Annotated in this window: 19 protein-coding genes; 9 read left to right on the plus strand and 10 right to left on the minus strand. The window is 71.5% G+C overall.

All coding sequences use genetic code 11. The features are described from left to right. Positions 1-40: 40 nt before the first annotated feature. Positions 41-1222, minus strand: a complete 1182-nt coding sequence (locus OG329_RS05310; RefSeq protein WP_405793152.1) for a glycine C-acetyltransferase — start codon at positions 1220-1222, stop codon at positions 41-43. A gap of 108 nt (positions 1223-1330) precedes the next feature. After that, on the minus strand, positions 1331-2362 hold the full coding sequence (tdh, locus tag OG329_RS05315) for an L-threonine 3-dehydrogenase (RefSeq protein ID WP_405793153.1): 1032 nt from the start codon (positions 2360-2362) through the stop codon (positions 1331-1333). A gap of 273 nt (positions 2363-2635) precedes the next feature. Here tdh and OG329_RS05320 point away from each other — a divergent pair, with 273 nt between their 5' ends. Continuing rightward, positions 2636-4204, plus strand: coding sequence for a CAP domain-containing protein (locus tag OG329_RS05320; protein ID WP_405793154.1), 1569 nt, complete (start codon positions 2636-2638; stop codon positions 4202-4204). 358 nt (positions 4205-4562) lie between these two features. Further along, a complete protein-coding gene (locus tag OG329_RS05325; RefSeq protein WP_405793155.1) occupies positions 4563-5645 on the plus strand; it encodes a hypothetical protein in 1083 nt (360 codons plus the stop codon). Positions 5646-5677: 32 nt separating this feature from the next. Here OG329_RS05325 and OG329_RS05330 read toward each other — a convergent pair whose 3' ends face one another. The 5 genes from OG329_RS05330 to OG329_RS05350 form a co-directional block, all read right to left on the minus strand. Then, positions 5678-7252, minus strand: coding sequence for a cytochrome P450 (locus OG329_RS05330; RefSeq protein WP_405793156.1), 1575 nt, complete (start codon positions 7250-7252; stop codon positions 5678-5680). A gap of 77 nt (positions 7253-7329) precedes the next feature. Beyond that, a complete protein-coding gene (locus OG329_RS05335) occupies positions 7330-7941 on the minus strand; it encodes a GTP-binding protein (protein ID WP_405793157.1) in 612 nt (203 codons plus the stop codon). Then, positions 7922-8293: a DUF742 domain-containing protein gene (locus OG329_RS05340; RefSeq protein WP_385798964.1), complete on the minus strand. Its 372-nt coding sequence runs from the start codon at positions 8291-8293 to the stop codon at positions 7922-7924. The genes OG329_RS05335 and OG329_RS05340 overlap by 20 nt, the downstream gene beginning before the upstream one ends. Then, positions 8290-8697, minus strand: coding sequence for a roadblock/LC7 domain-containing protein (locus OG329_RS05345; protein WP_405793158.1), 408 nt, complete (start codon positions 8695-8697; stop codon positions 8290-8292). The genes OG329_RS05340 and OG329_RS05345 overlap by 4 nt, the downstream gene beginning before the upstream one ends. Next, the gene (locus tag OG329_RS05350; protein ID WP_405793159.1) at positions 8694-10415 is read right to left on the minus strand and encodes a sensor histidine kinase; all 1722 of its coding nucleotides are present in this window, start codon (positions 10413-10415) and stop codon (positions 8694-8696) included. Before OG329_RS05350 ends, OG329_RS05345 begins: the two co-directional genes overlap by 4 nt. Before the next feature lie 377 nt (positions 10416-10792). Here OG329_RS05350 and OG329_RS05355 point away from each other — a divergent pair, with 377 nt between their 5' ends. From OG329_RS05355 to OG329_RS05365, 3 genes are all read left to right on the plus strand, one after another. Beyond that, positions 10793-11716, plus strand: a complete 924-nt coding sequence (locus OG329_RS05355; RefSeq protein WP_405793160.1) for a hypothetical protein — start codon at positions 10793-10795, stop codon at positions 11714-11716. Positions 11717-11815: 99 nt separating this feature from the next. Then, positions 11816-13165, plus strand: coding sequence for a D-alanyl-D-alanine carboxypeptidase family protein (locus tag OG329_RS05360; protein WP_405793161.1), 1350 nt, complete (start codon positions 11816-11818; stop codon positions 13163-13165). Positions 13166-13240: 75 nt separating this feature from the next. Then, positions 13241-13441 carry a hypothetical protein gene (locus OG329_RS05365; RefSeq protein ID WP_405793162.1) on the plus strand — a complete coding sequence of 67 codons (201 nt, stop codon included), beginning with the start codon at positions 13241-13243 and terminating at the stop codon, positions 13439-13441. A gap of 110 nt (positions 13442-13551) precedes the next feature. Here OG329_RS05365 and OG329_RS05370 read toward each other — a convergent pair whose 3' ends face one another. Further along, a complete protein-coding gene (locus OG329_RS05370) occupies positions 13552-16194 on the minus strand; it encodes an ATP-binding protein (protein ID WP_405793163.1) in 2643 nt (880 codons plus the stop codon). A 150-nt stretch (positions 16195-16344) separates the two neighbouring features. Here OG329_RS05370 and OG329_RS05375 point away from each other — a divergent pair, with 150 nt between their 5' ends. Continuing rightward, positions 16345-17361, plus strand: a complete 1017-nt coding sequence (locus tag OG329_RS05375; protein ID WP_405793164.1) for an abortive infection protein — start codon at positions 16345-16347, stop codon at positions 17359-17361. Here the strand turns inward: OG329_RS05375 and OG329_RS05380 are convergent. Together OG329_RS05380 and OG329_RS05385 are read right to left on the minus strand one after the other, a co-directional pair. Next, positions 17358-18671, minus strand: a complete 1314-nt coding sequence (locus OG329_RS05380) for a hypothetical protein (RefSeq protein WP_405793165.1) — start codon at positions 18669-18671, stop codon at positions 17358-17360. The genes OG329_RS05375 and OG329_RS05380 overlap by 4 nt on opposite strands. A gap of 301 nt (positions 18672-18972) precedes the next feature. Then, on the minus strand, positions 18973-19743 hold the full coding sequence (locus OG329_RS05385; protein WP_405793166.1) for an antibiotic biosynthesis monooxygenase: 771 nt from the start codon (positions 19741-19743) through the stop codon (positions 18973-18975). Between the two features lie 777 nt (positions 19744-20520). Here OG329_RS05385 and OG329_RS05390 point away from each other — a divergent pair. The 3 genes from OG329_RS05390 (at position 20521) to OG329_RS05400 (ending at position 23945) form a co-directional block, all read left to right on the plus strand. Then, positions 20521-20748: a type A2 lantipeptide gene (locus OG329_RS05390; RefSeq protein ID WP_405793167.1), complete on the plus strand. Its 228-nt coding sequence runs from the start codon at positions 20521-20523 to the stop codon at positions 20746-20748. Positions 20749-20889: 141 nt separating this feature from the next. Continuing rightward, positions 20890-21696, plus strand: coding sequence for a hypothetical protein (locus OG329_RS05395; protein WP_405793168.1), 807 nt, complete (start codon positions 20890-20892; stop codon positions 21694-21696). After that, a complete protein-coding gene (locus OG329_RS05400) occupies positions 21693-23945 on the plus strand; it encodes an NHLP family bacteriocin export ABC transporter peptidase/permease/ATPase subunit (RefSeq protein ID WP_405793169.1) in 2253 nt (750 codons plus the stop codon). The genes OG329_RS05395 and OG329_RS05400 overlap by 4 nt, the downstream gene beginning before the upstream one ends. Position 23946 lies beyond the last annotated feature (1 nt).

Raw genomic sequence — 23946 nt, forward strand, 5'->3', positions numbered from 1 at the left:
CACAGCTTCTTCGGGCCGGGAGAGCGATGACCGGGCGCTCTTACGCCTCGAGCGCGTCCCGCGCGTCCACGAACGCCGCCACCGCCCGCCGGACGTCCGCCGTCGAGTGCGCCGCCGACAACTGCACGCGGATCCGGGCCTGTCCCATCGGGACGACGGGGTACGAGAACCCGATCACATACACGCCGCGCTCCAGCAGCAGCTCCGCCATCCGCCCGGCCTCGGCGGCGTCGCCGATCATGACGGGGGCGATGGCGTGGTCGCCGGGCAGGATCTCGAACCCGGCCGCCGTCATCTCCGTACGGAAGACGGCCGTGTTCGCGTTCAGCCGCTCGCGCAGCCCGTCCGCGCTCTCCAGCAGGTCGAGCACCTTGATCGAGGCGGCGGCGATCACCGGGGCGAGGGAGTTGGAGAAGAGGTACGGGCGCGAGCGCTGGCGCAGCAGGGCGACGATCTCGGCGCGCGCGGCGACGTAGCCGCCTGACGCGCCGCCGAGCGCCTTGCCGAGGGTGCCGGTGACGATGTCGACGCGGTCCATCACGCCGTGCAGTTCGGGGGTGCCCCGGCCGCCGGGGCCGACGAAGCCGACGGCGTGCGAGTCGTCCACCATCACCAGGGCGTCGTACCGGTCGGCGAGGTCGCAGATCTCGGCGAGGGGCGCGACGTAACCGTCCATGGAGAAGACGCCGTCCGTGACGACGAGGCGGCGGCGCGCGTCCTGCGCCTCCTTGAGGCGCGCTTCGAGTTCGGCGAGGTCGCGGTTGGCGTAGCGCAGCCGGCGGGCCTTGGACAGCCGGATGCCGTCGATGATGCTGGCGTGGTTGAGGGCGTCGGAGATGACCGCGTCCTCGGGGCCGAGAAGGGTCTCGAAGACGCCGCCGTTGGCGTCGAAGCAGGAGGAGTAGAGGATCGTGTCCTCCTGGCCGAGGAACGAGGAGAGGCGCTGCTCCAGCTCCTTGTGGATCTCCTGGGTGCCGCAGATGAAGCGTACGGAGGCCATGCCGTAACCCCAGCGGTCGAGCGCGTCCTTGGCGGCGGCGACGACCTCGGGGTGGTCGGCGAGACCGAGGTAGTTGTTGGCACAGAAGTTGAGGACGTCACCGGAGGCGACGGAGACGGCGGCGTTCTGCGGGGTGGTGAGGACGCGCTCGGGTTTGAAGAGACCGGCGTCGCGGATCTCGTCGAGGGTGGCACGGAGGTCGTCGCGGACGGACGCGTACATGCGGGGCTCCGGTGTGAGGAGGGAGGGAGGGTGAGCGGAGGCGGGAGCGGAGGCGGGGGAGGCGGCGGAGGCGGCGGCGGGGGGGCGGGGGCGGGAACGGCGTGGAGGTCAGGCCCAGTTGAGGATGATCTTGCCGCCGGTGGCCGTGGCCGCCTTGTCGAAGGCGGCGTCGAAGTCCTCGTAGCCGTAACCGCCGGTGATGACGGGCGCGAGGTCGAGGCCGCCTTCGAGCAGCACCGTCATCGCGTACCACGTCTCGTACATCTCGCGGCCGTAGATGCCCTTCACCGTGATCATCGAGGTGACGATCTTCGCCCAGTCGACGGCGAACTCCCGCGCGGGCAGCCCCAGCATGGCGATCCGGCCGCCGTGCGTCATGTTGTCGACCATGTCGCGCATCGCCTCCGGGCGACCGGACATCTCCAGGCCGATGTCGAAGCCTTCCTTGAGGCCGAGCTGTCGCTGGGCCTCCGCGATGCCGGTGCCGGGGGCCGAGACGTCGAGCGCGAGCGTGGCGCCGGCCTTGCGGGCGATCTCCAGGCGTTCGGGGCTGACGTCCGTGATCACGACGTTGCGCGCGCCGGCGTGCCGGGCGACGGCCGCCGCCATGATGCCGATCGGGCCGGCGCCGGTGATCAGCACGTCCTCGCCGACGAGGGGGAAGGTGAGCGCGGTGTGCACGGCGTTGCCGAACGGGTCGAAGATGGCCGCGATGTCGAGGTCCACGGGCGCGCGGTGGACCCAGACGTTCGACGCGGGCAGCGCGACGTACTCGGCGAACGCGCCGTCGCGGCCGACGCCGAGTCCGACCGTCCTGCGGCACAGATGTCTGCGCCCGGCCAGACAGTTACGACATTTGCCGCAGACCAAGTGCCCTTCGCCGCTCACGAGATCGCCGACGGCGATGTCCTGGACGTCGGCGCCGACGGACGCGACCTCGCCGACGAACTCGTGACCGAGGACGCGCGGCGCGCTGACGGCCTGCCGGGCCCAGTCGTCCCAGGCGCGGATATGCAGGTCGGTGCCGCAGATGCCGGTGCGGAGCACCTTGATGAGTACGTCCGAGGGGCCGGTCAGCGGCTCGGGCACGTCGGTGAGCCGGAGCCCCGGCTCGGCCGTCAGCTTCACAAGTGCCTTCATCGGGGCGGCTCCAGGCGGTACGGGTGCGGGTGCGGGTGCGGGTGGCGCTGATCGTTGTCGGCACCAAGATGCCGCCGCACCGACCGTTCAGTCCATCGAGGATTTCTTAAGCGGGTCGACAGCGGAGCTTCACGCCGGACAGCGAACTGGACAGTTGGCCGGATATGAATTCGACCACTTGTACGGAGTCGAGTGCGGCATCCGGGAGGTACGGCTCCGGTGTTGCCCCTACGATCGGTGCCCACCGCGAGTCACGAGTGGGAGTGAGCCAGCGTGAGCAGTCCGTTCAAGACCTCAGTGGTCAAGGCGGCACAGGCCGGGGACCGGTCGGCCAGGGACCGACTCGGCCACGAGTCGCTGCCCCTGGTCCACCAGCTCGTCGGCCACGCCCTGCACGGTCACCCGGATGTGGACGCCGTCGTGCGCGACACGGTGCGCCACGTCCTCGGCGGGCTGGGCGCGCTGCGCCGCCCGGCCGACTTCCGCGCGTATCTGGTCACCACCACGGTCGCCCGGATCCGGGAGCACGCGGACTATGTGTACGACCCGGCCCTCCCCCGCCCCGACTTCGACTTCGTGGATCTCATGATCAGCCGTCTCGGGCTGTCCGGTCAGCACCGGGAGGTGGCCGAGGCCACGCGCTGGGTGGACCGCGAGCACCACGCGCTGGTGGCGCTGTGGTGGCTGGAGACCGCCGGTGAGCTGACCCGGCCCGAGGTCTCCGCCGCCCTGGCCGCCCATCCCCAGCAGGTGGACGCGCGGGTCGAGCGGATGTGGCACGAACTGGACATCGCCCGCGTGGTGGTCCGCGCGCTGTCGGCGCGGCCACCGTGCGTCCTGCTGGAACAGCTCGTCGGCGGTTGGGACGGCATACCGTCCCCGCTCTGGCGCGAGCGAATATCCGGGCACACCTACGAGTGCACCGTCTGCTCCGGGTACGCGGCCGGTCTGGAGCCCGCCGACACCCTCGTGGCCGGCCTCGCGCCGGTACCGGTCGGCGACCGCCTGGACCCGTCGCCGTCCGCGCACCCGTCCGCGCACCCGTCCGACAACGGGGCCGGGAGCCGTACGCGGGCCAGGGACGCCCTGCGCCGCGAGCGGCGGGTGAGACGGCGCCGGGCGATCACCGTGACCGCCGCCGTCGCCGCGCTGCTCACCGCCGCCGGTGCCGCCCAGTACGTCACGGGTGAGCGGGACGAGGACGAGTCACGCGCGTCGTCCGCCGTCGAACCGGAAGCGCTGGAGCCCAAGTCGGCGTCGAGCCGTACGGCGGAGTCCGCCGGTCCGTCCCCCTCCCGCACCAGCGCGAGCCCGTCGCCCTCGCCGACCCGCTCGCCGTCCAAGAAGGCGGCCGAGCCGAGCAGGCCCGCGCCCGACCCGCGCCCCTCCACCACCGAGCCGGCCCCGAAACCCGATCCGACGCCGCCGGAGAACGACCCCAAGCCCGGCGGAGGCGACGGCGGTTTCGCCGAGCAGGTCACCACTCTCGTCAACTCCGAGCGTTCCAAGGCCGGTTGTGGCCCGGTGAGCGCCAACTCACAGTTGGCGACCGCCGCGCTGCGCCACTCCCAGGACATGGCGGCCAAGGGCTACTTCGACCACAACAGCCCGGACGGCAGGGACCCCGGCGACCGCATCACGGCGGCGGGCTACCGATGGACCACCTACGGCGAGAACATCGCCAAGGGGCAGCGGACGGCCGCCGAGGTGATGGAGGGCTGGATGAACAGCCCCGGCCACCGGGACAACATCCTGAACTGCGCCTTCAAGGAGATCGGTGTCGGCGTCCATGACGCGTCCGGCGGTCCGTGGTGGACCCAGGCGTTCGGCGCACGCGGCTGACAGCACCCACGCACTTCGTCTCGCCGCACCACCTGACAGTGACGTACCGGTCACGATCAGAACGTTTTCGGACAGGATCGAATCCGATCGGCGGGATACCGCCGGAACCGATCCCCTCCCCCACTGGCCGGGAACCGCACGACCGTGGCTGACGTGGGAGCCCGGCCGCATGGCCGCCCAGAGCGATCCCGGCCACTCCTCATATGGTCAATTCCCGCCATGCACGTGCCAGTTGCCCTGTTATTGACGTTCGGTCATGGGCATATACGCTCCATTCGAACACCCGAGCCCTACACCACACCGCACCAGATTCTCACCGAACCCGCCCTGCGCCTACATCTTTCCCAGGAGGCCGGTCATGACGTGCGTCGAGGAAAAGGTCCTGGCCCGGCAGCTTCCGGCCGTGCCGTTCTACTGTCCGGTGGAACCGGCCGTACATCCCGGCGTAGACGTCCTCAACGATCTCACCGTGGACTGGATGCTGCGGCAGAATCTCGATACCGACGACCAGCAGCGCAAGCGTCTCGCCGTCTGCGACTTCGGCGGACTGACGGCCTGGACGATGCCGTACGGGGAACTCGAACCCCTCACCCTGATGGCCAAATTCCATGCCGTGCTCTTCTCGCTCGACGACGGTGTCTGCGACGAGACCGACGCCACGGCCGACTCGATGGCCCAGGAGACCTCCCGCATCCTGCGCGCGGTCGAGGCCCCGGCCGCGAACTCCCGCGCCGACTCACCGCACACCGCCGCACTGCGCGCCCTGCGCACGGAGCTCGAGCGCTACGCCTCCGCCCAGCAGCTTCGCCGCTGGACGGACGCCATGCGCGTCTACACCTCGGGCCTGGTGTGGGAGGCGTCCTGGCGCCGAAGCGCCGAACTGCCGTCGCTCAACGACTACATCACCCTGTGGATGCGGGCCATCGGGATGGCACCGTCCACGGCGATGATCGAGATAGTCGGCGGATTCTCCGTACGGGACGAGGAGTTGGCGGACCCGCGCGTCCAGGCGCTCACCGAAATGGCCTGGACGCTGGTCAGTTGGGACAACGACCTCTACTCCCGGAACAAGGAACTGCTGCGGGCGGGCGACGACCTCAATCTGATCGACGTGCTCTGCCAGGAACTCGGCTGCGAGCCCCGTACGGCGCTGAGACACGCGGTGGCGATGCGCGACCGGGTGATGGTGCTCCACGGCCGGCTGAGCGAGCAGGTGCTCGCGGACGCGAGCGACGAACTGCGCGCCTACATAGAGGGGTTGGGGCAGTTCGTGCGGGGCCATCTGGACTGGGCCTCGGTCTGTCCCCGCTACTCGGTGCCGTCCGGTCCGGCGGCGGAACCGGGCGGCTGGTGGAAGCGCTACCCCTCCGACGCCGGCCGGGAGCCGCTGCCGATCCCCACGATCTCGTGGTGGTGGGAGCAACTGGACGTCGCCCGCTGACGCTGTCCGCGCCGCTCCCACCGCCGGCGGCGTCAGTAGCCGCGCCACCACCGCACCACTGCCCGCCACGCACGCGCCGGGGCGCCGGGCCCACGCTGCTGCGGGATCGCCCCGGCGGCGGGCGTCGGCTCCGTCTGCGCGGCGACGGGCGGCGGCACGGGCATCGGTACGGGCGTCGGTTCGGGCGCGGTGGCTGACGGCGGCGACCCGGCGGGCCGTCCCGGCACCGGTCGGGGCGACGCCACCTGCCACTCGGTGCGCGGCGCGTACCCCGGCGTGGCGGACGGCGGACCGGCGACATCCTGCGGCGGACGCGCGGCGAACGTCACCGGCAACTCCTTCAGATGCCGAGACATCAGAGACGCCGACCAGCGCAAGTCCTCCTCAGGAACGGCGAGTTGCAGATCCGGCAGCCGCAGCAGCAGCGCGTCGATGCCGGTGTCGGCGATCGCGCGCCCGATGTCCTGGCCGGGGCATTCGTGCGGGCCGCCGCTGAAGGCCAGATGGGCGCGGTTGCCCTGCATGGAGGCGTTGACGTCGGGCCGTACCACCGGGTCGACGTTGGCCGCGGCGATCCCGACGACCAGCGCGTCGCCCGCCTTGATCCGCTGCCCGCCCAACTCCGTGTCGCCCACGGCCCACCGGCCGAAGATGGTGGTGAACGGCGGCTCGTCCCAGAGGGTCTGCTCGACCGCCTCGGGCAGGGTCATATGGCCGCCGCTGAGCTGGGCGCGGAAGCGCGGGTCGGTGAGGACCATGCGGAGCACGTTGGCGATGAGGTTGGCCGTGGTCTCGTACGCGGCGATCAGCACCAGCCGCAGATGCTGGGCGACCTCCGCGTCCGTGAGCCCGGCCGGATGCTCCACGAGCCAGCTCGCGAAGTCCTCCTGGGGCGCCGCCCGGCGCCGGGCCACCAGCCGGTCCAGGGCGGCCATGACGTACGCGTTGCTCTCGACGGCAGTCTCGGTGCCCTTGATCATGTCGCGGGCCGCCTGGACGAGTTGTTCGCTGTACTCCTCGGGCATACCGAGGATCTGGATCATCACCATCATCGGCAGATGCTCGGCGAAGCGGCTGACGAGATCGGCCTTGCCGTCCTGGCAGAAGTCGTTGACGAGCCGGTTGCTGTAGCGGTTGATGAAGCGCCGTACACCCCGGTGGTCGATCCGGCCGATCGAGTCGGTGACGGCGCCGCGCAGCCGCTCGTGTTCGGCGCCGTCCGCGAAGACGCAGATGGGCTGCCAGGTGAAGACGGGCGCGAGGGGGTGGTCGGGCGGCACGCTGCCGTCGTTGACCGCGCGCCAGCGGCGGGAGTCCCGCGAGAACTGGGAAGGGGTACGGGTCATGTGCAGGTTCTCGCTGTGGCCGAGGACCAGCCAGGCGGGTACGTCGCCGTGCAGCAGGACCGGCGCCACCGAGCCGTGCTCGGCGCGCAGCTTCTCGTACAGGCCCATGGGGTCGTTCTCGGCCTCGGGGCCGTAGAGCCGCCGCAGCCCGGCGGGCGCCAGGTCGCCGAAGGCGTCGGCGACCATGCCGTGGGCCGGGCAGCCCGGCGGCGGCGCGGCGTGGTCGTCCGTTCCCGGCCGGTGCGAATAGGGCGTTGTCACGGTCACTCCAGGGATGGGAGTCGGGGGATGACGGGCTGAGGGGGGCAGGGGGGAAGATGAGACGGGGCTGAGGGGGATCAGGCCGGCAGCGCGAGCGAGTGCAGATAGCGCATGAGCGTCAGCAGCACATCGCGGCTCGAGGCCCGCAGACGCGCGTCGCAGTCGACCATCGGCACTTCTTCGGGCAGGTCGAGCGCGACGCGCAGCGCCTCGACGGGATGGCTCGGCGCGTCGGGGAAGGTGTTGACGGCGACGACGAACGGCACGCCGCGCTCCTCCAGCCGCCCGATCACGTCGAAGCTGACTTCGAGGCGGCGGGTGTCGACGAGGACGACGGCGCCGAGCGCGCCTTCGAAGAGGCCGTTCCAGAGGAACCAGAAACGTTCCTGACCGGGGGTGCCGAAGAGATACAGCACCAGTTGCTCGCTGATGCTGATCCGGCCGAAGTCCATGGCGACGGTGGTGGCCGTCTTGCTCTCCACCCCGGAGTTGTCGTCCACGCCGACGCCGGCCTGGGTCATGGTCTCTTCGGTGGTGAGCGGGCGGATCTCGCTCACCGATCCGACCATGGTGGTCTTGCCGACCCCGAATCCGCCCACGATCACGACCTTCACCGCGGATGTCGCCGTGGTGGGAAGTACGTCCTCGCTCCTGGGGCCTGTGATCGTGTCAGAGCTTCTGGAGTCCATGCATCACCGCTTCGAGAAGGGACCTGTCGGGGAGTGTGGCGCGGGCGACGGGCGCGCGGGACTCGACCAGATCGGTCGTGAGGAGGTCGGTCAGCAGGGCCGTCACCACGCTGAACGGCAGACGCAGATACGCCGACAGCTCCGCCACGGACAGCGGCGCCCCGCAGAGCCGCAGGATGGCGGCCTGTTCGGGCGGCACCGTCGGTGAGGGTGCCTCGCGCGCCACGATCATGGTGACGAGGTCGAGCGAGGCGCGCTTGGCGCCGTCCGGGCCACCCGTGATCACGTACAGCCGTTCCGGGTCCCCCACGTCCGCCCCGGGCAGCCTGCGTTCTCGTCGGGGAGGGGTCATCCGGTCCGCCCGTCGTGTCGCGGCGGACTCGTCAGATGGGCACCGATCCGGACGACCATGTCGCGCATCCGGGCGCCGACGAGACCGGCGTCCACCGTCTCGTCGGCGAGTACGGCGAGGTAGGCGCCCGTGCCCGCTTCCATCAAGTAGAAGAATCCGCCGCTCACTTCGATGACGACGAGCCTCATCCGGCCGTCGCTCTGCGGGATTTCGGCGGCGACGGCGGCGGCGAGAGACTGAAGTCCCGCGCAGGCGGCGGCGAGTCGGTCGGCGACGTCGGGGTCGCCGCCGTGCCGGGCGATCCGCAGTCCGTCGGCGGAGAGCACGACGATCTGCTGGACCTGCGGGACCCCGTCGGCCAGCTCCTTGAGCATCCAGTCCAAGTTGGCGCGCTGCTGGATCACTTCAGGTCCCCTTTGCCCCACACGTCGTCTGATTCCCCGCGCTCGCCGGGCCGGTCCGGCGGCGCGTCGCCTGTGCCTGTCGTGCCGGTGGTGCCGGTCGACGGCTCCTCCCGCCGCGGGTCGCCGTTGACCGCCTTGGTGAAGGCTTCGAGCCAGATGCCGGGGCCGGGTTTGCCCGCCTCCGCGGTGCCGTTCGAGGTGCCGTTCGAGGTGCCCGGCGAGCTCGCGGCGCCGGCGGCCGTGCCGTTGGCGCCGTGCGGCGCCGGTGTCCGCACGATGTTGTGCGAGCCCAGCGGGGCCCTGCCGCGGCTGCGACGCTGCGGCAGGCCGTTCGCCGTCCACTCGGTGACGACGGGTACGTCGTCCTCCGCGGCGGTCCGCACGGGCGCGGAGCGCACCGGTCCGGTGGCCGGGCGGGGAGCGGGAAGGGCGGCCGGCTCGGGCGCCGGGTCCGACCTGCCGCCGGGGGCGGCGGGCCGTGCCTCGTCGGTGGCGCGCCGCCGGCGCATCTCCGGCAGCTCGGTGCCGCCGGTGCCCATCGCGGACGCGCCGATGCCGTGGGCGATGCCGGGCGCGGGCCCGGTGGTGACCACGTCGCGCGGTACGACGAGGACGGCGCGGACGCCGCCGTACGCGGACTGGCGCAGCGACACCTGGAGGTCGTACATCTGGCAGAGCCGGCCGACGACCGCCATACCGAGCCTCGGGGTCTCACCGAGGTCGTTGAGATCGATACCGGCCTGTGCCTGCGCGAGCATCCGCTCGGCCCGGGTCCGCGCCTCCTCGCTGAGGCTGACGCCGCCGTCCTCGATCTCGATCGCGATACCGGTCTGCACCTCGACGGCGGTCACATGGACGCGCGTCTGCGGAGGCGAGTAACGGGTGGCGTTGTCGAGGAGTTCGGCGCACGCGTGGATCAGCGGCTCGACGGCCGTACCGACGATGGCCACCTTGGCGATCGAGTGCAGATCGACCCGCTGGTACTCCAGGATCCGGGACATGGCACCGCGCAGCACGCTGAACAGCGGTACGGGCCTTGGCCATTGGCGTCCGGGGCGGGCCTTGCCGAGTACGGCGACACTGTCGGCGAGACGCCCGATGAGGGCGGTGCCGTGGTCGATACGCAGCAGGTCGTCGAAGACGTCGGGGTTACGGCCGTGGTGCTCCTCCATCTCGCGCAGCTCGCTGGCCTGTTGGTGCACGAGGGACTGGACGCGGCGGGCGATGTTGACGAAGGAGCGCTGCGCGGACTCGCGCATGGCCTCCTCGTCGTCCACGATGTCGAGGATCGCGCGGAGCAACACACGCTGCGAGTCGGGGAGTTCACGGTAGCGCTCGTCACCGTCGACGATGACGTTCATGACCTCCTGAGGGGAGTTTCCCCGGCGGAGCTGGTGGATCGCGAGCGGCATCAACTCTTTGCCGAGACGCACACTCTGGCTGTCGTGCTCGGCGATACGCCGTTCCAGGAAGGCGACATGGTGCCCGTAGCGCACATGCAGCGCGCGCGTCGCCTGTCCCCGGCGGACGATCTCCACCGCCCCCCAGGTGACCAGGACGGTGGCGGCGGCGCCGTACAGAGCGACCGGTATCCGGGCGGCGTCGGCGACGAGGACCACGACGACGGCCGTCGCTGTCGCCATCAGGGCCGCGGAGAGCAGGAGCGCGCGAACGGTGGATGACGCTTGATCATTCATGGGTGCTTCAACACGAACCATGTAAGCCCTCGAAGGTCGATTCAGGGGTCGGGTATTCGAAACTATTGCGGCAGATGGGAACAAGCGCCTGATTCCGTATCAACTCGGCGCGCTCCGCGAGAGCTTAGTGCGGGCGAAACAGCGCATCGGCATATTCATGAACCTCGTGCGCGGGCGGGCCCGACAGGCATAGACTCGCGCTTTTTGCACGGAGAGCGCCGATGGCAGCACATGCAGTGACGACGCCTGTTCGAATCGCGGGGCCCTGTGCCCTTGTGAACTGCGACGGGTCCGACCGGACGGCCCCGCTCATGGCCCTACGGTCCTTCCGGCCCACGCCGTGCCCCGCGGCCGTTTCGTTCAAGACCGGGCGTGGCCGGACCGCGCAGACTCGCCCCATGAACCTCACCCACACCCCGGACCTCGACGGCGCCACCGCCTTCATGACCACACACGCACGACTGCTGGACCGACGCCGCTACGAGCTGCTGCGCGGGACCGGCACCCCCGCCTCCGTCGTCACCGCACTGGACGCCTACCGCAACGGGGACGGCGGCTACGGCTGGGCCCTGGAACCCGATCTGCGGTCCGCCCACAGCCAGCCGGTCGGCGCGCTGCTCGCCTTCGAGGTGTTCGAGGAGTGCGGGCCCGCCGTCTTCGCGCGGGCGACGCAGTTGTGCGGCTGGCTGGAGTCGATCACCCGGGCGGACGGCGGTGTGCCGTTCGCCCTGCCGATGAGCGGCCCGGACGCGGCGGGCTCGGCGACGTTCTGGGCGCGGGCCGATCCGGACGTCTCCTCGCTCCACATGACGTCGGAACTCGCCGCCGCCGCGCACCGCGTGGGCCGGCACGACCCGGACGTACGGGAGCACCCCTGGCTCGCGCGGGCCACCGCGTTCTGCCATGACCGGATCTCCGCTCTCACCCGTCCGCCGCACGTGATCGAGTTCCGCTTCGTCCTGGACTTCCTCGACACCATCCACGACACCCACCCGTGGGCCCCCGCCGAGCTGGACCGGCTCGCCGCCTTCCTGCCGAAGGACGGCAGCCCGCTGCCGGTGGAGGACGGCGTCGAGGGCGAAGCGTTGCGGCTGCTCGACTTCGCGCCCCGCCCCGGCCGCCCGCTGCGGGCGCTCCTGGACGCCGGGGTGATCGCCGACGAACTCGACCGGCTCGCCGCCGACCAGCGTGCGGACGGTGGCTGGACCGTCGACTGGAAGCCGTACTCCCCCGCCGCCGACGTGGAGTGGCGTGGGTACGCCACGGTGCGCGCCCTCACGATCCTGCGCGCCCATGGGGTCTCGCTCACCCGCGACCACTGACAGGACGCGGGGGACTCGGGGGGCTCTCGGCGGACGGGGATACCTCCGGTCGGCTCACACAGGTGTGCGCGCGACGTGGTCCGTTTCTACGGTGGCTGAATGATCATCAGATCGTTCCCGCGCCCCGCGTTCACCCGCGCCGTGGCCCTGGCCACCGGGCTGGCCGGACTGCTGACCCTCCTCCCGGCGTCGGTGTCCAGCGCGACGGCCACCACCGTTACCCCCGCCTCCACGACCGCGGGCTCGCGGGCCGACCCCTCGCTGCTGTACCGGCCCGGCACCCACGTCCGCGCGACGGCCGGCGCGCCCGCGCCCCCCGCAGGAGTCTCCGCCCTGTCCTGGGTGGTCGCCGACGCGGGGTCGGGCGCGGTGCTGGCCGCCCACAACGCCCACCGCCCGCTGCCGCCGGCCAGCACGCTCAAGACCCTGTTCGCCGTCACCGCGCTGCCCCGGATCCCCTCCGACGCCCGGCACAGCGTGACCGAGGCGGACCTCACGGGCATCGGCGCCGGCAGCAGCCTGGTGGGCATCGCCCCCGGGCAGACGTACGACGTGGCCGATCTGTGGCGGGGCGTCTTCCTCAGCTCGGGCAACGACGCGGTGCGGGTGCTCGCCGGGATGAACGGTGGCTGGGACTCGACGATCAGTCAGATGCAGTCCACGGCCGAGAAGTTGGGGGCGCGCGACACCCATGTGGTCTCCCCCGACGGCTACGACGCGCCGGGACAGGTGTCGTCGGCGTACGACCTCGCGGTGTTCGGCCGCGCCGGGCTGAAGCTGCCGGCGTTCGCGGAGCACTGCTCGACGGTCGAGGCCCAGTTCCCCGGCGACGGCGGCTCGACCTTCGGCATCCAGAACACGAACAGGCTGCTGACGGGTGCCGATGGCGTACGGCGCTATCCGGGGGTGATCGGCGTCAAGAACGGCTACACCACGAACGCGGGGAACACGCTCGTCGCGGCGGCCAGGCGTGGGGACCGCACGCTGCTGGCGACGGTGATGAATCCCCAGTCCGGCGCCTCGCAGGCGGTGTACGAGGAAGCGCGGTCGCTGCTGGACTGGGGCTTCGAGGCAGCGCCGGCCGTGACGCCCGTGGGGTCGCTGGAGCCACCCCGGCCGGCGAGCCCGCCGCGCCGGGCGGCCGAGGAGAAGAAGCAGGGACCGGTCGCCCGGTCGGGACGCGCGGCGGGGCCGGAGGCGCAGGCCGGTACGGGCAGGGATACGGGCAGCGGTACGGGCAGCGGTACGGAAGCGGCCGGGGCGGCCCGTCTCGCCGCCGCGGCGCGGGCCGAGCCGTCCGGCGGGGCGGCCGCACCGTCCGGCTACATCTGGCCGATCGTGTTCATCGGGGCCGCGTGCCTCGCGGCGCTCGCCCTGTTCGTCGTACGGCGCACCGCGCGACGCCGCCGGGTGGCGGCAGATCGGTTCCGGACAGGCCCGCTGCCATGAGTGCGGTGCGGTGCGGTGCGGTGCCGCCGTACGCGTGCGGATGCGGCCGGCGGCGGCAGCGAGCACAGTGGAGGCATGGAGCGTCATGTGCTGGCCGTGGTCCTGCCCCCCTGCGGCGGAGGCCGAAGAGTCTGGGTGGACGGCCACGACGCCGGTCGGGCGCGCCGTCCCGCCGATGTCGCGGAGCTGCTGCGCAGGGCCGGTATCGATCCCGCCCGGATGACCGACGCCGGCACGGTCGAGTGGCGCGGCGGCGGTCCTCGGTCCTGGCGGTGACCGCCCCGTCCCCCGCCGTCCCTGGGTCGTGTCTGACAGATCCCGCCCGGCGATCGCACGCACCGACCGAAGTCATCAGCCGCTCCGCGGCGGGCGGACGGCGCTAGTTGTCAGACACGACCCAGGTCCTCCAGCGCCAGCCCGGCCCGCTCGGCCAGTCCGTCCGCGCCGCAGTCCTCGGCCAGTACCCGCCCCCGGCCGAGGTCCGGCGCCGACCGTGCGGCGATGCCGTACTCGACGCGGGCGACCGCCAGCTCGTACGTACACGGTGACGCCTCGAGATGGGTGACGGCCTCGGCCAGAAGTTCGACCGCGGCCGGTCCTTCGGTCAGGGACGCGGAGGTGCACAGCGCGACACCGATCGCGGTGTGGGTGCCGAAGCGCTCGGCCCGGTCGCGGGCGTACGCGGCGAGTTCGGCCGCGCGGGCGGGGTTCAGGTCGGCGAGTGCCCGCGCGAGGTCGCACGCCCAGGGGGCCATCACCCCGTTGTGCCGGCCGCGCGCCGTCAACGCCCGCCCCGTTCCCTCAAGTTCGGCGATCCCCTCCTCCGTACGGCCGAGGGCGAGCAGCAGCCGGCCGCGTACGGAGCGCGCGTCGGGGATGGCGATGGACGAGGCGTACGGCGGTCCGAAGCCGTAGCGCTCGGCCGCTTCGCGCGCCGCCTCGACATGGCCTCGGGCGAGCAGGGTGTCGATCAGCATGCAGATGCCGTTCCAGTGCATCGGCAGGCGCTCGCCGACCCGGTCGGCGAGGCGCAGGCTCTCGCGCAGATAGGTCTCGGCGTCGGCGAGGCGGCCACGTCTGCGGTGGGCGTAGCCGACGAGCGTATGGGCGAAGGCGAGATGGCCGCCGCTCCAGCCGGAGATCTCGAAGGCCCGCATGCCTTCGTCGAACAGGTGCTCCGCGCGGTCGAGTTGGTCGGCGAACGCGAAGGACAGCGCGAGCAGGGCGGGCGGTTCGAAGCCCCAGTCCGCTCCGGTCCAGCCGGTGCCGGGGGCGAGCGCCCCGTCGAGCAGGGCGCGTTCGCCGATCTGGACGATCTCCTCCGCGCTCTCGCCGCGTGCCGTGGCGTCGAAGGCGCGCAGCATGAGCAGGACGCGTTCGGTGTTGTCGTGTCCGCCCAGCTCGGCCGCTGTCTCGGCGAGGCGGCGGGAGCGTTCCCGGCCGTCGCGCTCGGCCTCCTGGACGCCCTCCCAGAGGAAGTGCGCGGTCTTGAGGCGCATCTGCGCGGGCCCGGATTCGGTACGGGCCGCTTCGGCCGCGGCGACCCGGGCGGCTTCGCGGGTCTGGTCGTTGTGCGTCAGGGCCTGGGACAGCCGGAAGACCGCGTCGACGCGCAGCGCGTCGTCCAGGAGCTGGGTGTCGATCGCGGCGCGCAGGTGGCCGACGGTGGTGGCGGGTGACGACAGGAGGGTCGCGCAGCCCAGTTCGTACAGCACTTCGGCCCGCACGCGGGGCAACGGCGGTTCGTTCAGGGCGCGTTCGAGGCAGCGGCGGGCGGCGTCGGGGGCGCCGACCGCGAGATGTTCGGCGGCGGCCTCGCGCAACTGCTCGACCAGCTCGGCGTCGTTGTCGGGGTGGACTTCGAGGAGGTGCCGGGCGGCGAGGGCGGCGCCCCGGCCGCTGCGGGTGACGAGCCAGGCGGCGCGGCCGTGGAAGGCGGTCCGGATGCCGGAGGGGATCGCGCGGTAGACGGCGGTGGCGATGAGGGGGTGGACGAATTCCAGCGGGTCGGTGCCGACGAGGATGCGGGCCAGCCGGAGCCGTTCGGCGCAGTCGGCGGCCTCCGCGGGCCCCATTCCGGCGAGGGACACGACGAGTTCGAGGGAGATGTCGGTGCCGAGGATCGCGGCGGCCCAGGCGAAGCGGGTCGTGGTGGTGCCCAGCTCCTCGAGTCTGGCGATGAGGCCCGTGCCGCGTGACGCGGCGCCGAGCGCGCTGAGGGCGTCGGCGGACTTGCCGACGGGGTCCAGGGCCTGATCGCGCGCCTTGGCGAGCAGTTCGACGGTTTCGTACGCGTTGCCGCCGGTGACCTCCCACACCTCGCGACAGAACGGTTCGTCCGCGTGCTCGCCGAGGCTGGCGCGGGCGAGCTTGGCGGTGGCTTCCGAGGTGAGCGCCTTGAGGGTGACGAGCAGTCGGGCGTGCTCGCCGAGGGCCCGCAGGAGGTGGGCGCATTCGCCGATCGCGTCCTCGATGCGGTACGCCACGACGACCAGGATCGGCGGGCCGCCCGTACGCCGGGCGAAGGATGCCAGCCAGGCGAGGGATTCCAGGTCGGACCAGTGCGCGTCGTCCACGACCACGACGAGCGGGGGCAGTGCCTCGGCGAGTCTGCGGAACAGGGTCTCCAGGCCGTCCCTGACACCCTGCGGATCGGCGTTCAGCTCGCCGGGCGGCGCGACTCCGAGGGCGGGGCCGACGATGTCGTACCCGTCACCGAGCAGTTCCCGTACGTCGTCGGGGCCGCGCTCCGTCAGCGCGGGTTGCAGCAACTGCCGTACGACGTGGAACGGTACGGAGGTCACGGTCTCGCCGCCGCGCGCCCACCACACCGTGCAGCGCCCGGCCGCCATGCGCCGGACCTCGGAGAGCAGTGCGGTCTTGCCGAGTCCGGCGGCGCCGCGGTAGACGAGGAGTCCGCCGGACGGTGTCTCTCCGAAGAGACCGTCGACGGCGTGTGCCGCGGCGGCGATCTCCGGCTCGCGTTCGAGGAGCGGGAGGCCGACCGAGTGCTCCGGCGCGGGCACCATCACCCTCCTTAAGAGGCGAAGGGGCGTGCAGGTCAGGTCACGACACTAGTCCGCTCGTCCTACGGATGGGCAGGGATCCGCGTGGATCCGCTCGAATTCGGCCGGTGCTGATTAACGGGTGTACGCGGCTGGTGTCTCTATGGTCACACCATGGGAGAAGAACTCACCGAGCGCGCGGCGCCGTTGGTCTGGAAGGGCGTCAACTACAACACGGGAACGGACTATTCGGGCCGGGGCTCGGCCCCAGCGCCCTGGCCCGACGCTGTGGTACGGCAGCACATGGCGCTCATCCGCGGCGAGTTGAACGCGAACTCGGTCACGTTGCTCGGCACGGACATCGACCGGCTGACGGCGTACGCGGGCTTCGCCGCCGAGGCCGGACTGCATGTCTGGTTGCAGCCCCGGCTCATCGAGGGCGACGCGGAGGCGGTGCTGGCGCATCTGGCGGCGACGGCCGAGGCGGCGGAGGGACTGCGGCGGCGGCACGGGGCCGTGGACCTCAACGTCGGCTGCGAGCTGACGATCTTCGGCTCGGGCCTCATCCCCGGCGACACCTTCGGCGAGCGCTCGGCCAAGCTGACGGACCCGCGATGGTGGCCGCGCATACCGGAGTTCAGCGAGAGACTGAACGCGCTCCTCTCCCGCGCGGTCGAGGTGGCCCGCGCGCGCTTCGGCGGCCGGCTGACGTACGGCGGCGCGCTGTGGGAGCGGGTGGACTGGTCGGGCTTCGACTTCGTCGGGCAGAACTACTACCGGATGGCGTACAACACCGAGCACTACACGGACGGCCTGCGCGCCCATCTGGACCACGGAAAGCCGCTGCTGATCACCGAGTTCGGCTGCTGCACCTTCGAGGGCGCGGCGGCGGCCGGCCCCACGGGCTTCGACATCATCGACTGGTCGGCGGATCCTCCGGTCCTGAGCGGCCCCTATGTCCGCGCGGAGCAGGAACAGGCGGACTACCTGACGGACCTGCTCGACCTGTACGAGTCCCACGGCGTCCACGGCGCGTACGTCTACGAGTTCGCCGCGTCGAAGCCGTACTTCCCTGATCCGGCACGGGACTTGGACATGGGGAGCTTCGGCCTGCTGAAGGCGGTCGCCGGCGCTGCGTGGGAACAGAAGGAGTCGTTCCGCGCGCTGGCGCGACGGTTCGCCCGGGGTTAGGGGGTGTCGCGGTCCGTCGTCCCGCCGCCACGGAGGGAGGACAGGACCAGGCGGCCGTAGCGGGTGGTGAGCGCCGCGGCCGTCGCGGCGATCGACAGGGCGAGGGCGAGCAGCAGGTGGGAGGCCGATTCGTCGCCGAGGACCTGGAGGACGCCGAGCGCCGTGCCGAGCGGGAGTCCGAGGATGGTGAGGACGCCCAGCGCGCCGCTGATCTGCTGGCTCTCCAGGGTCTGCACCAGCCGGCTGTAGTCGGCGGCCTCCGCCAGGATTTCCGCGAATCGCTCGGGGAGGCGGTGCTGGTGCTGGAAGGCGCGCAGCAGACCGTTGGCGGGGCCGTGGGCGGTGAGGTGCTGGCGCCAGTAGGTGCTGCGGAAGCGGGCGATGTTCTTCTCCAGCGCGGTCACCCTGCGGGTGAGACGGTCGGAGTCGAAGACCTCGGAGAGTTCTTCGGTGAGTTCGTCGATGTGGTCGCGCTGGAGCGAGCCGAGAAGCAGCGCGTCGAGGTAGACGGTGCGGGCGTGCAGGGCGCCGAAGTCGTAGAAGTCACCGTCCCCGGTGTCCGCGCGGTGTCCGAGGAAGGCGGCGCCGTGCCGCAGCACCAGGGCGCTCCAGTCGGCGGATATCCGCACGGTGGAGGTGTCGTGGTTCGGGGCGCTCTCGGGGGCCACGGGGAAGTCCCCCGGCGCCGAACGGGAGGCGAGCTGCCACAGCCAGCGGTCGGCCGTGGGCGGCAGCATGGATTCGGGGTCCGGGCGCAGCGCCGGTGTGTGGTGGGCCTCGGGGGTCATGAACGCGACGGTGTACGGGCGGGCGATGGCGAACGTGCCTGCCGCGTCGCGTACTTCGGCGACCCCGCCGAGAAGGGCCGTGGGGTCGAGGGGGCCGTTGAGCGGTTCGGGTCCGGCGTTGGGGCGGTGGCCGATGGCCCGCAGGACCGGGAGCAGCGGCGTTTCGACGGCGAAGTGCAGTACGGCGAGGGCGTGTTGGGCGTTACGGGCGGTCGCGGTGCGCAGGATCTCCAGGCCGGCGAGGCGCAGGCCGTCGTGGGTGACCGCGAGGGGCCGGTGCCAGCGGCAGGGGCGGTCGGGTGTGCCGTAGAGGACGCGGGCGGAGGCCGGTGCGAAGTATCCGGACCGGGTGGCGGTGTCGGTGCGGCGGCTGCCGCCCTCGAAGGGGTACGGGCCTTGGGCCCAGCCGGAGGCGGCGTCGGGTGCGCGGCGCAGCGTGACCGGGAGGACGACGGTGAGGGTCTGGCGTGCACCGGTGACGGTGTCGAGGGCGGGGTCGGGGCCGGGGCCGGGGCCGGTCATCGCGGCAGGTTACCGCGCGCCGAGCGGGTCGAGGGCGGAGATGACCGGAGCCCGGCGGGGCTCTCCGGGCCGTGTCTTCGAAGTAGCGCCGTCCGCCCGTGGGGGCGGGGCCCGCGCCCGCCGCGGAGCGGCTGATGTCTCGTTGGTGCGGCGCATCGCAAGGCGGAGGATCGGGCTCGTACTGGACGTACTTGGCCGACTGAAGACAACGCAGGGGGCACCTCCCGTGCCCCCCTCGGGGGCTACGGGGGAGAGGTGCCGTCCAGGCGTCGCGGGCCAGGCGGGACTTCGAAGGCACGGCCTAGGGCTGATACGGCGGCGCCACTCCCCAGCCCCAGCGCGGGACCGGGGCGCGGGGTACCGGGGTCGCGTCCGGGCGGGAGTTCTCCAGGGCGATACGGGTGCCCCATTCCAGGTAGCTCATGAAGGCCGCACGGAACTCCGGGTCGTCGGGGAGGCCGACGTCGTCCGCCGCGTCGGCGAGGAGGTTCACCCAGCGTCGGCGCTGTGCGGGGGTGATGGCTTTGCCGATGTGGTGGGCGAGCATGTTCGCGTAACCGCCGTGGTGGGCCGTGTACTCGGCGGGGCCGCCGAACACCTCGCCGACCCAGAGCGCCACATGGTGCGGATGTTCCGCCTTCATGCCCGCGAACATCGGACCGATCAATGCGTCGGTCGCGACGATTTCGTAGAAGCGGCTGAAAAGACGCTCGAATGCCTCGCCGCCCCCGGCCCACTCGTAGAGGGTCGGCGGCTGCGGCGTGCCGGCGCCGATTCCCACCACATCGGTCGGGGTGTAGTGGCGCATCTCCTCGACGGCATCGAGGTAGGGCCGGATCTCGGCGAAGAAGGCGCGGAATTCGTCGCTGGACCGGAAGTCCTTCATGTGCTTGTCCAGCGACTCCCAGTGGATCCGCAGGATGTAGTGGTCGGGCTCCTCGACGCAGCGGGACAGCTCGAAGTCGTGGCAGAAGGGTGAGCGGCCCAGCGGTCCGGCCGCGCGGGCGTAGGCGGCTTCGAATTCGGCCGCACCGCTCTCGGGAATTCGATAGCGAATATATTCGAGGATCATGTGTCCTCACCTCCGGCAGCGAGAGTACACAGATCTTTTCCGAATCCCGGGCAGCCACTTTTCGGTTGTCTCCGCTTTTCCTGGATCCATCGGCCGCCGGCCGGCGACGGTCGGGAGCGGGGCCGCGACCGGCCGGCGCACGGCCCGGCAGCCGAAGGCCGACAGATGCGGCGATCCCGCGCGCCGGGCGACAAACGGCGCCGACGGCGCCCAACCGGTCGGTGACCGGCCGGAAGGCGGGCATTTCCCCCGCGTCCGGCGCAACGCCGTTATGCGTTTATGTTGCCTTCTCCTGGAAGCCGCGCCGTTTCCCCGGAAATACCGTGACGAGGCAATCGGTGCCGCAGGCAACGGACTTTCGGGTGGTTGCCTCCTTCGAAGAATCTGCACACCGAATACGCAGTCGGACACCGTTCGCCCCCAGGTCCGTACCTACGCCGGCCCGCTCGTCGGGACTTGGTAGGGGAATGTCCGCTTCCGGGGGGTCGATCGCGTGAAGAAGATGCCACCAAGCAATGGAAGGACCGGCACTTCGGCGTGCTCCAACACCACGGAACGGCCCGGATGTCGGGCGTTCGAGTGGCTGCTCGACCGGCCCGCGTGCTTTGATCCTCCGCACCGCGGGAAGTCACCCCGGCGCCATTCGGCGGATTTGCGAATCCTGATACTCGAAAATCCGAACGAGCGCCCCGACTGCCGCTGCGACGGCCGGTGCGCCAGTACGGCGCGGCCGGTCGTGGCCATTGCGAAATAGCCATGCGAAGGGAATCTCACATCATGAACCGCTCTCCCCAGGTTGAGACCCAGGAAATCTCCGACAGCGACCTCGACAACGTGTCGGGTGGTCTCGTCGGCGGTCTCGTCGGCACCGTCACGGGCACTGTTGACTCCGTCGTCCCCGTCTCCGGCACGGTCGGCGGCGTCATCGGCACCGTCGAGGGTGCCACCGGCGTCGACACGTCGGGCGTGACCGGTCTCGCCACGGGCCTGGTCTCCACCCTCTGAGTCAAGACCCCAACTCCGTCGCGTCGGCCGTGTGCCCCGGGTCCCGGGCATACGGCCGGCGCGGCGGTGGTCGTGGCGTGCGGGTCGTGACAGACACCGGGCGCGCCGGAAACACCGAGCGATGGATGAGGAAAGCGCGTCGTGCAGTTCCGTCAACAGGCCCTTTCCAAGCTCCAGTCGCCCGAGGAGATCGACCTCCCGGTACGCCTCGCCCGGCCCCAGGGCTGTCTCGTCCTGGCCGTCACCGTCGTCGCCATGGTCGCCGCGGCGATCTGGGCGGTGACCGGCACCGTCTCGTCCACGCTCGACGCCCCCGGCATCCTCACCCACGCGCAAGGCAGTTACGTCCTCCAGAGCCCGGTGGCCGGACAGGTCACGGACGTGCTCGCCGAGGAGGGCGAGCGGATGCCCGCCAACTCCCCCCTCGTCAAGGTCCGTACGGCCGAGGGCGACACGGTCGTCCGTACCGTCGGCGCCGGCCGGGTGACGACCCTGGTGGCCGCCGCCGGTTCCGTGATCAGCACCGGGGCCGATGTCGCGGCGGTCGAACGGGTCGAGAAGGCCGACGACCCGCTGAGCGTGCTGCTGTACGCCCCCGCCGAGAGCGGGGCGGCCATACCCGTGGGCGCCGCCGTGGACGTCACCGTCCAGTCGGTGCCCAAGCAGCGCTACGGCGTGCTGCGCGGCCGCGTCGAAGCCGTGGGCCGGGTCGCCGAGACCAGCAGGCGCATCGCGGGGTTCCTCGGCAGTACGCAGTTGGGCGAGCAGTTCTCCCGCGAGGGCCCACCCGTCGCCGTACTGGTACGACTTGACGTGTCGTCAGCCACCAGGTCCGGTTACGACTGGTCGTCGCCGGACGGGCCGCCGTATGCCGTCGAGTCCATGACCCTGGCCACCGGCTCCGTCCGACTGGCCGAACAGCACCCGATCGATTGGCTGCTCCCATGAGCCCGCGCCGGCACCAGCTTCCGCCGGCTCCGGGGAAGCACCAGCAACTCCCGGCCGCCGGGCGCGGCAGGCACCGGCCCGCCGCCACGACGCCCCGGCCCAGGGCAGTGCGCACCCCCACCGTCCTCCAGATGGAGGCCCTGGAATGCGGCGCGGCCTCCCTCGCCATGGTCCTCGCCCACCACGGCCGCCATGTCCCCCTGGAGGAGCTGCGCATCGCGTGCGGTGTGTCACGCGACGGTTCACGTGCCTCCAACCTCCTGAAGGCGGCGCGGAGTTACGGCCTGACGGCCAAAGGCATGCAGATGGAGACCGAAGCCCTCGCCGAGGTGCGGGCGCCCGCGATCCTGTTCTGGGAGTTCAACCACTACGTGGTCTACGACGGTATGGGCCGCCGGCCCGGCGGCCGGGGCGTACACATCAACGACCCCGACAAGGGCCGCCGTTTCGTCGCGATGGCGGACTTCGACACCAGCTTCACGGGCGTCGTCCTCGTCTTCGAGCCCACCGCCGCCTTCCGCCGGGGCGGCCGTAAGCCCGGAATCATGAGCGCCATGCCCGCGCGGATGCGCGGCACGGCCGCCACCCTGCTGACCGCGCTGCTCGCCAGCCTGCTGCTGGTGGCGGTGGGCGCCGCGGTGCCCGCGCTGAGCCGTACGTACATCGACATGTTCCTGATCGGCGGTCAGACCTCGTTACTGGCACCGCTGTTCGCGTCGATGGCGACGATGGTGGTGCTCACCGCCGTACTGACCGGGCTCCAACAGGCGAACCTGCTGCGCGGGCGCGTCATCTCGTCCACGCTGAGCGGCGCCCGGTTCATGCGGCATCTGCTGCGGCTGCCGGTCGCGTTCTTCGCCCAGCGCGGTCCGGCCGATCTCGTCCAGCGCCTCCAGTCCAACGACGCGGTGGCCGAGACGCTGGCGCGGGACCTGGCGGCGGCCGGGGTGGACGGGGTCGTGGTGATCCTGTACGCCGCGCTGCTGTGGTCCTACGACCCCCAACTGACCGTCGTCGGCGTGCTGATGGCGCTGCTCAACGTGGTCGCGATGCGGATCGTGATCCATCTGCGCGCCACCGGTACGCGCAAACTGCGGGCGGACAGCGCGCGGTTGACCAACACCTCCTACACCGGGCTTCAGTTGATCGAGACGATGAAGGCGACCGGCGGTGAGGACGGGTACTTCCGCCGGTGGGCCGGGCAGCACGCGACGACGCTGGAGGAGCAGCAGAAGCTCGGTGTGCCCAGCGCGGCGCTGGCCGTGGTCGCGCCCACGCTCGCCACGCTCAACAGCGCGCTGATCCTGCTGATCGGCGGGCTGCGGGCGGTGGAGGGGGCCGTCTCGATCGGTCTGCTGGTCGCGTTCCAGGCGCTGGTGGTGCGGTTCACCGCACCGATCACCCGGCTGAACGGGGTGGCGGGCCGGATCCAGGACTTCGCCGCGGACGTGGCCCGGCTCAAGGACGTCGAGAGTTTCCCCGTCGATCCGCTCTACTCACGCCAGCGCCCGGACGCGAGCACCCGCCGGCTGACGGGCCATGTGGAGCTGGAGAGCGTCGTGTTCGGGTACAGCCCGCTGGACGCGCCACTGCTCGACGGCTTCTCGCTGACGGTGGGGCCGGGGCAGCAGGTGGCGCTGGTCGGTGGTTCCGGTAGCGGCAAGTCCACGGTGTCCAGGCTTGTTTCGGGCCTCTACCGCCCGTGGGAGGGAACGATCCGCATCGACGGGCAGCGTCTGGAGGACATCTCGCGCGGCGCGCTCGCCTCCTCGGTGTCCTTCGTGGACCAGGACGTCTTCCTCTTCGAGGGCACCGTCCGGGACAACGTCGCGCTGTGGGACCCGTCGATACCGGACGACGCCGTCGTCACCGCCCTCAGGGACGCCGCGCTGTACGACGTGATCGCGCGCCGCCCCGAGGGCATTCGCGCCAGGGTCGAGCAGGACGGCCGTAACTTCTCCGGTGGTCAGCGCCAACGGCTGGAGATAGCCCGCGCGTTGGTGAGAGGGCCGAGCATCCTGGTCCTCGACGAGGTGACGAGTGCGCTGGACGCCGAGACGGAGCGTCTGATCATCGACAATCTGCGGCGGCGCGGCTGCGCGTGCGTGGTGATCGCCCATCGGCTGAGCACGGTGCGCGACAGCGACGAGATCGTGGTGCTCGACCACGGCGCGGTCGTGGAGCGGGGCAGGCACGAGGAGCTGGTCGCCGCCGGAGGGCCGTACGCCCGACTGGTCAAGGAGTACTGAC

Origin of the sequence: Streptomyces sp. NBC_01506 (genome assembly GCF_045040295.1) — a bacterium.
Classification (GTDB): domain Bacteria; phylum Actinomycetota; class Actinomycetes; order Streptomycetales; family Streptomycetaceae; genus Streptomyces.

Bases quoted from the DNA above. Each gene is read 5' to 3' on its own strand.
- OG329_RS05340 (WP_385798964.1), bottom strand. From the start codon at position 8,293: ATGACCCCTCCCCGACGAGAACGCAGGCTGCCCGGGGCGGACGTGGGG.
- OG329_RS05325 (WP_405793155.1), top strand. From the start codon at position 4,563: ATGACGTGCGTCGAGGAAAAGGTCCTGGCCCGGCAGCTTCCGGCCGTG.
- OG329_RS05355 (WP_405793160.1), top strand. From the start codon at position 10,793: ATGAACCTCACCCACACCCCGGACCTCGACGGCGCCACCGCCTTCATG.
- OG329_RS05360 (WP_405793161.1), top strand. From the start codon at position 11,816: ATGATCATCAGATCGTTCCCGCGCCCCGCGTTCACCCGCGCCGTGGCC.
- OG329_RS05400 (WP_405793169.1), top strand. From the start codon at position 21,693: ATGAGCCCGCGCCGGCACCAGCTTCCGCCGGCTCCGGGGAAGCACCAG.
- tdh (WP_405793153.1), bottom strand. From the start codon at position 2,362: ATGAAGGCACTTGTGAAGCTGACGGCCGAGCCGGGGCTCCGGCTCACC.
- OG329_RS05390 (WP_405793167.1), top strand. From the start codon at position 20,521: ATGAACCGCTCTCCCCAGGTTGAGACCCAGGAAATCTCCGACAGCGAC.
- OG329_RS05380 (WP_405793165.1), bottom strand. From the start codon at position 18,671: ATGACCGGCCCCGGCCCCGGCCCCGACCCCGCCCTCGACACCGTCACC.
- OG329_RS05310 (WP_405793152.1), bottom strand. From the start codon at position 1,222: ATGTACGCGTCCGTCCGCGACGACCTCCGTGCCACCCTCGACGAGATC.
- OG329_RS05350 (WP_405793159.1), bottom strand. From the start codon at position 10,415: ATGGTTCGTGTTGAAGCACCCATGAATGATCAAGCGTCATCCACCGTT.
- OG329_RS05370 (WP_405793163.1), bottom strand. From the start codon at position 16,194: ATGGTGCCCGCGCCGGAGCACTCGGTCGGCCTCCCGCTCCTCGAACGC.
- OG329_RS05385 (WP_405793166.1), bottom strand. From the start codon at position 19,743: ATGATCCTCGAATATATTCGCTATCGAATTCCCGAGAGCGGTGCGGCC.
- OG329_RS05335 (WP_405793157.1), bottom strand. From the start codon at position 7,941: ATGGACTCCAGAAGCTCTGACACGATCACAGGCCCCAGGAGCGAGGAC.
- OG329_RS05375 (WP_405793164.1), top strand. From the start codon at position 16,345: ATGGGAGAAGAACTCACCGAGCGCGCGGCGCCGTTGGTCTGGAAGGGC.
- OG329_RS05365 (WP_405793162.1), top strand. From the start codon at position 13,241: ATGGAGCGTCATGTGCTGGCCGTGGTCCTGCCCCCCTGCGGCGGAGGC.